Origin of the sequence: Metabacillus niabensis, from assembly GCF_902829255.1 — a bacterium.
GTDB classification, from domain to species: Bacteria; Bacillota; Bacilli; order Bacillales; family Bacillaceae; genus Metabacillus; species Metabacillus niabensis.
This window is the reverse complement of sequence record NZ_CADEPK010000055.1, coordinates 1-7,052: the sequence shown is the minus strand read 5'-3', so window position 1 is coordinate 7,052 and position 7,052 is coordinate 1. Positions and strand designations below refer to the sequence as shown.

6 protein-coding genes are annotated in these 7,052 nt (G+C 35.7%); 4 read left to right on the top strand and 2 right to left on the bottom strand.

The window, feature by feature from the left end:
- Nucleotides 1-234: 234 nt before the first annotated feature.
- The 4 genes from HU235_RS07200 (at nucleotide 235) to rlmD (ending at nucleotide 4,659) form a co-directional block, all read left to right on the top strand.
- Nucleotides 235-855 (top strand): DUF47 domain-containing protein, encoded by a 621-nt coding sequence (locus tag HU235_RS07200; protein WP_095302752.1) that lies wholly within the window; start codon nucleotides 235-237, stop codon nucleotides 853-855.
- A gap of 19 nt (nucleotides 856-874) precedes the next feature.
- Nucleotides 875-1,876 (top strand): inorganic phosphate transporter, encoded by a 1,002-nt coding sequence (locus HU235_RS07195; protein WP_145581974.1) that lies wholly within the window; start codon nucleotides 875-877, stop codon nucleotides 1,874-1,876.
- A gap of 393 nt (nucleotides 1,877-2,269) precedes the next feature.
- On the top strand, nucleotides 2,270-3,184 hold the full coding sequence (locus HU235_RS07190; protein ID WP_174879768.1) for a diacylglycerol kinase: 915 nt from the start codon (nucleotides 2,270-2,272) through the stop codon (nucleotides 3,182-3,184).
- A gap of 86 nt (nucleotides 3,185-3,270) precedes the next feature.
- Entirely contained in the window at nucleotides 3,271-4,659 is a 1,389-nt protein-coding gene (rlmD, locus tag HU235_RS07185) for a 23S rRNA (uracil(1939)-C(5))-methyltransferase RlmD (RefSeq protein WP_174879767.1), read from the top strand.
- Between the two features lie 157 nt (nucleotides 4,660-4,816).
- On the opposite strand, the gene HU235_RS07180 is transcribed toward rlmD, so the two are convergent.
- Both HU235_RS07180 and HU235_RS07175 read right to left on the bottom strand, forming a co-directional pair.
- Nucleotides 4,817-5,011 carry a hypothetical protein gene (locus HU235_RS07180; protein ID WP_174879766.1) on the bottom strand — a complete coding sequence of 65 codons (195 nt, stop codon included), beginning with the start codon at nucleotides 5,009-5,011 and terminating at the stop codon, nucleotides 4,817-4,819.
- Nucleotides 5,012-5,180: 169 nt separating this feature from the next.
- Nucleotides 5,181-6,149 (bottom strand): amidase domain-containing protein, encoded by a 969-nt coding sequence (locus HU235_RS07175; RefSeq protein WP_174879765.1) that lies wholly within the window; start codon nucleotides 6,147-6,149, stop codon nucleotides 5,181-5,183.
- Between the last annotated feature and the right edge of the window lie 903 nt (nucleotides 6,150-7,052).

Below are 7,052 nucleotides of genomic sequence, written 5' to 3'. Positions count from 1 at the left end.
ATCTTTTTATTTAATGACTACATTGTAAAAAAGCAACAAAGTTCTCGAAAACAGCCTTTTGAAAAAACAAATCTACGAGAAATGTAAATTCTATGTAAAGAAACATAACGAAAACGATGTAATGTTAAGTTTTTGTAAATTTTCTTTAAAGATATTGTAAATTCGACAAAAACTAATAAAATTAGACATTGGGGTTAAAAAAAGAAAATAGAAAAAATCTTGGAGGGTTTTCACATGGCATTTGGCTCAAAGAAAGATGTTTTTTTTGACAAGATCCTATTAATAGCAAAAAACTTAGACGAAGCTGTTAAATATCTTGTCGATATTGATGTGAAAAAGATTAGTGATTTAAAGGAAGTTGCTTCAGTAATGAAGTCATATGAAAGCAAAGGTGATACATATATACATGAACTAATTGTTGACTTAAATAAAACATTCATTACGCCGATTGAGCGTGAGGATCTTTTACAATTAGCGATGAAAATGGATGATGTCCTTGATGGCTTAGAACAATGTGTTGCCTACTTTGAAATGTTTTCCTTTAAAGGGTATGACGAGTACATTGAAAAGTTTATTAAATATATACACAGCAGTACAAATGAGATTTTAAAAGCAATGCAATTATTATCAAATAAAAAATTACTTGATATGAGAACACATTCAATCGAATTAAAGGATATTGAATCCAAATGCGATGATTTGTTAAGAGTTTCAATCAAGCATTTATTTGCTACACAAAAGGACCCAATTAAAATTATTCAGCATAAGGAAATTTATGAAATGCTTGAAAAGGTAACAGATAGTTGCCAGGATGTAGCGAATACGATTGAAACGATTATCATGAGAAACGCATAAGGGAGCGCAATATTAAAAAATGGATACTATTTTAATACTAACGATTTTAATCGTGATATGCGCACTAGCCTTTGACTTTATCAATGGGTTTCATGATACAGCGAATGCGATTGCAACGTCCGTATCAACGCGCGCACTTTCACCAAAAGTAGCAATTATATTAGCAGCTAGTATGAACTTCATCGGTGCAATCACCTTTACAGGGGTTGCAAAGACGATCACAAAGGATATTGTTGACCCGTTCGCATTAGAGAATGGTTCAGTCATTATTTTAGCAGCTCTTATAGCAGCAATCGCATGGAATTTAATCACTTGGTATTATGGTATACCTAGTAGCTCTTCACATGCGTTAATTGGATCCATTGCAGGTGCAGCTGTATCAGCAGCAGGATTGAATATTTTAAACTGGACTGGATTTATAAAAATATTACAGGCACTTCTCTTTTCACCATTTATCGCATTAGCAATCGGTTTTATTATGATGAGCTTATTTGCTGTAATTTTCCGTAATACAAATCTATATAAATCAAACCGTAGATTTCGGATATTTCAAATCTTCACTGCTGCATTACAATCATTTACACATGGTACAAATGATGCGCAAAAGGCAATGGGGATTATTACGATGGCTTTAATTGCCGCAGGATATCACTCATCACACGGTGACATTCCATTATGGGTAAGAATTTCTGCAGCATTAGCAATGGGGATCGGAACATCGATAGGTGGATGGAAAATTATTAAAACTGTCGGTGGAAAAATTATGAAAATCCGCCCGGTAAATGGAGCAGCAGCAGACCTTTCTTCTGCACTTATTATCTTCGGAGCAACAACAATCCATTTACCAGTTAGTACAACCCATGTTATTTCTTCTGCGATCATGGGGGTTGGATCTGCTCAACGTGTGAAAGGTGTAAAATGGGGTGTAGCTCGTAAAATTGTCATCACATGGATTATTACATTACCTATTTCAGCTATCCTAGCAGCTCTAATTTATCAATTATTAAATTTATTTTTTTAACACAGCACGGACTTACTCATAACGGGTAGGTCCTTTTCGTATCATTCAGCAAATTTTGTTTAATACCTTTACTTTTTTTTCGAAACATGGTGATAATAATAGTTAGGCAAATTTGAAATTGTTGTGGACAATTACGGATGTCACTTGTGATCTTTCTATAGAAGCGTATAATGTTTTTGTTAATATAAAATATATAAAAAAGTTGACGGATGTAAGGAGATTTATTCTCCATATTTAGAAGAGGAATGGAAATAGAATAATTTCTACTTAGTCTTGATGTTAAAGCTTAAGGCGCGAAAGGTACAAGTGATAAGCATATGCTTGTTGCCAAAAGCGGACACCTCATGCTTTTTGATTCGAGAACTTAACTTTTTGTAATAGGATGATGGTATCATGCAAAGAGCAAGAATAATATATAACCCAACTTCAGGTCGTGAAGCCTTTAAAAAGCATTTACCTGATGTTTTGCAAAAATTTGAACAAGCCGGGTATGAAACTTCATGTCATGCAACAACATGTGAGGGTGATGCGATTGATGCTGCAAGGAAAGCAGCTGAGCGTGGCTTCAATTTAATTGTTGCAGCAGGTGGTGATGGGACGATAAACGAAGTCGTAAATGGAATCGCAGGCTTAGAAAATCGCCCTAAACTAGCAGTAATCCCAGTTGGAACAACAAATGATTTCGCAAGAGCAATCGGAATTCCGTTAAATAATGTTCTTCAGGCAGTTGAGACGATTTTAACTGGGGAACCTAAAAAGATTGATATTGGACAGGTTAATGGTCAATACTTTATTAACATTGCTGGTGGCGGCCGATTAACAGAGTTAACCTATGAAGTGCCGAGCAAGCTAAAAACAATGGTCGGACAGCTCGCCTATTATTTAAAAGGGATGGAAATGCTTCCTTCAATTCGTCCTGCAGAGGTAAAAATTGAATATGACGGGAAGTTATTTGAAGGAGAAATCATGTTGTTTCTCGTTTCCTTAACAAACTCTGTTGGTGGCTTTGAAAAGCTAGCACCTGATTCAAGTCTAAATGATGGAATGTTCGATTTATTAATCCTCAAGAAAGCAAATCTAGCTGAATTTATTCGCATTGCTACATTAGCTTTAAGAGGTGACCACATCAATGATGAACATATTATTTACACAAAAGCAAACCGTGTAAAGGTCATTAATCAAGATAAAATGCAATTAAACTTAGATGGTGAATATGGCGGTCTGTTACCAGGAGAATTCGTTAACCTTTACCAGCATATTGATTTCATGGTATCAGCAGATAAAGCAAGAGTGTTAGAGGAAGAGTAAGAAACTTGGCAACAAATAGCCAGGTTTTTTTACTGCCTTCTCATTATGATAAAATAAGTTAAATCATAGAAAAAAGGAAGAAGCAAATGGCGAAAATTGAAGCACCCGTAGCAAAAAATGAATATTACGATGTGACCTTTGAAGACTTAACACATGAAGGTGCCGGTGTAGCTAAAGTAGAAGGATTCCCGATTTTCGTTGAGAACGCCTTACCAGACGAACGAGGGAAAGTGAAGGTTGTGAAGGTGAAAAAGGGCTTTGCCTTCGGACGGTTAATTGAGCTGTATGAAAAAAGTGAACACCGTGTCGATGCACCATGTCCGATTTATTCACAATGTGGTGGCTGTCAGCTTCAGCATGTTAGCTATAAAGGTCAGCTTGACTTCAAACGGAAGCAGGTCGAACAAGTCCTCACACGCATCGGTAAGCTAGATATGACGAAGGTAAAGGTTCACCCAACTTTAGGAATGAACGACCCTTGGAATTATCGTAACAAAGCACAGGTTCCAATCGGTGAACGTGAAGGTGGACTAGTAGCAGGCTTTTACCAAAAGCGCAGCCATGACATTATCGACATGGAAAGATGCCTCATTCAACAAGCCGAAAATGACGACGTCGTCCAAGCAGTCAAAAAAATCTGTGAACAATACGGCATCCGCGCTTACAATGAAGAAAAGCATAGCGGCTGGCTCCGCCATATCATGGTTCGCTATGGACTCGTCACAGGCGAAATGATGGTCGTCTTTGTGACAAAAACGAAGGAATTTGCCCATAAGAAGGAAATCATTGAGCAAATCACAAAGCAATTCCCACAAGTAAAATCGATCGTACAAAATATCAACAATAAACGAACAAACGTCATCTTTGGGGATGAAACAAATGTCCTTTGGGGCGAAGAATACATTTATGATAAGATCGGCAACGTCAAATTTGCGATCTCAGCCCGATCATTCTATCAAGTAAACCCAGAGCAAACAAAGGTTTTATACGATAAAGCATTGGAATATGCCCAGCTAACTGGTAAAGAATCGGTTATTGATGCTTACTGTGGCATCGGAACAATTTCTCTCTTTCTTGCCCAAAAGGCAAAGAACGTTTTTGGCGTCGAAATCGTCCCAGAAGCAATTGAAGATGCAAACCGTAACGCCCAATTAAACAACATCACAAACGCAGAATTTGCAGTAGGTGAAGCTGAGGTTGTGATCCCTGAATGGTATAAGCAAGGAAACGAAGCAGATGTCATCGTCGTTGACCCTCCGCGTAAAGGCTGTGACGAGGCGTTGTTAAAGACAATTATTGATATGAAGCCTAAGCGTGTTGTTTATGTATCTTGTAACCCTGGGACGTTGGCGAGGGATTTACATGTGCTTGAGCAGGGTGGGTATGAGACGGTTGAGGTGCAGCCGGTGGATATGTTTCCGCATACGACGCACGTGGAATGTGTGGCACAACTCTTTTTAAAAAAAGGCAACTAACCCTTGAGGTTGTTGCCTATCCTTGTTCTTTGAAGGGATTTATGAAGTTGAATTTCAAGGCTAAATATATATTCAAGGTTATATAAGTTTATTTCTTCAAGAATTCTTGCAACTATAATATGTCATAATAAAACCCATCTAGTACGAAGGGCCAAATCTAATCCTTATTTATACTTATTGATACATAATCTGTCTCAGCGATAACATTAATTTTTTTACCATCTTTACTATAAACGGTTAAAGAGCCTTCTTGAAAAACTTCCTCCCAGCCACCAGACTTAATATGTAATCTATAAATGAAAGGAAGTCCATTTTCTTTACTCTCGGAAGCACCTGACAGAGAATAAGACACTAAATCTCTTCTGTTCTCTAATACTTTTGAAAACTTAGGTACAGGAAAGTTATAAAACTTATCTGATTTCTCATAAGAAAAAACTCCCCAAGTAATCACTAATAAAATGCATAGAGCAATAATAGATAGTATCCAGAATCTTCTCTTTTTAATATCGCTCTCCCCCTTCTTACATTTGGACTATTCTATATTCGTAATATGCTGTTATAGCGTTGAAACTTCTCTTCAAATAATTATCTGTGTGACCTGAAAGTAAGAGGTTTGAATTTTGTTTTTCATATACCCACATTGAGTGTGAATAACGATCTGCTCCCTTTTTTTTGAATTGAATAACGTCCCCCGATTTTGCATTTTTTATTATATGTGATTTAGTTGAATTTGTATATGAACCCTGGGTTCTAACTAAATGGGAATACAAATCAGTAACCACAGTCCAAGAAGTACTTCTGCTAAATGTATTATCAGGACGTTTCATAATAAACCAAGCTTTAGTATCTTTTACCAAAGTTGTAGTGGAAGTTCCTACTAACCTCTTACCTCCAGCAAGTAGGATTTGTGAAACAAAATTTGTACAATCAAGAGGATATTTAGGATAAGCTGTATTATAGTTTTTGTAGTATTTTTCAGCATATTTTCTTGCATTACCTACATTGATTGTTCCTGTAGCCATTGTAGAGAAGTTAGACTTCTTCTCCAACTCGGCTGCTAATTCTTCTTTCTGAATTTCTTCTTTCATTTCTCCCAGTGTGGTTTCTTTAACTTCATTGTTTAACTGAAATTCATCTGACTGAGATTGCATAGTTTTGAAGGACCCTTGTATTTCTGCTTCGGCTTTGGCTTCTTCTAGAGATAATCTATGCAAATATTCAGCGAAATAGGCACATATTAAATGATAGTCTTTATGATTAGCTAAATTTTTATCTGCGTCTGTATTCATTTGTTCAATAATATAATTATTATATTCTTCACTACCGATTTCAATGCTAACATTATTTTCCTTGAAATACTCTACAACCATAGTCTCAATTTCACCAAAGGTATAATCATCTCTAGCCTTTTCTTCCGCAGACACTGAACCAAGTCCAATAAATAGAAATGAAATTACAGCGAATATTAATAAATATATGTTCTTTTTCAACTTAAGTTCCTCCTCAGTTTCTTTTATTATTTCTGTTACCTAATATCTCCCTATAGAACCGACACCCCTCCTTCTATTAATGGAGCCTGTAAAATTGAATCGACTCAATCTGTAGACGAAAGTAATTTTGAATTGTTTCACATTTATGTATATTTATTCCATTTTTGGTTACACTTTCAGAAAGTGTGGTGCGGAAGGCAAATTACAATTGTTTCTTTTTATTCTTATAAAGTAATATTTGTGATATTATAATAAAATAGTTCGTATATTGAGTACTTACGAGTGTAACTGCAGCCCCATCTATATCAGTAGCAATAATCTTATTCCTGTTAGCAATTGTATTAAGAATTATTAGTGAAAAAATATTGACGGGAGAGATGTCTATGAAAAAATTACCTAGTCTTCTAAATGCAAAATTTATTATATCTGTTGTAACGGAAACAGTTTGGACAGGATTTGCTGGTATCGCTGTAAGTGCTGAGTATATGAGCAAATAAGCTTTCTGTATATATCATAAATAGATTCTCTGTTTTGTTTTGTTAATATTGTATTTATCTTAATTTTAGTTTTTGACTCTTTTATTGTTTGAAGAACATTATCTATCTTAGAAAACAAATCTTTGGATTTTCTCATAAAATTATGAGTTTCACCAATGCCATCTAAGAAAAATAAAATAGCAAGACTTTTAATGGACTAAATAGCAGTTTATTTAGTCCTTACTTTTTTGTGGTTTCGAAAACCCCCTGCTATGCTGGGGGTTCTAAAGAGCTTCAAGTGTGGTATTAGGTATTAAAAAACCTCACTTCACATGGTAGGATAAAGTTGGTTTCCCGACCACTTTATCTCGCCATAGAAGGAGGTATGCCCTTTGAAGGACATGAATAGTTTAGCACATACAACGTG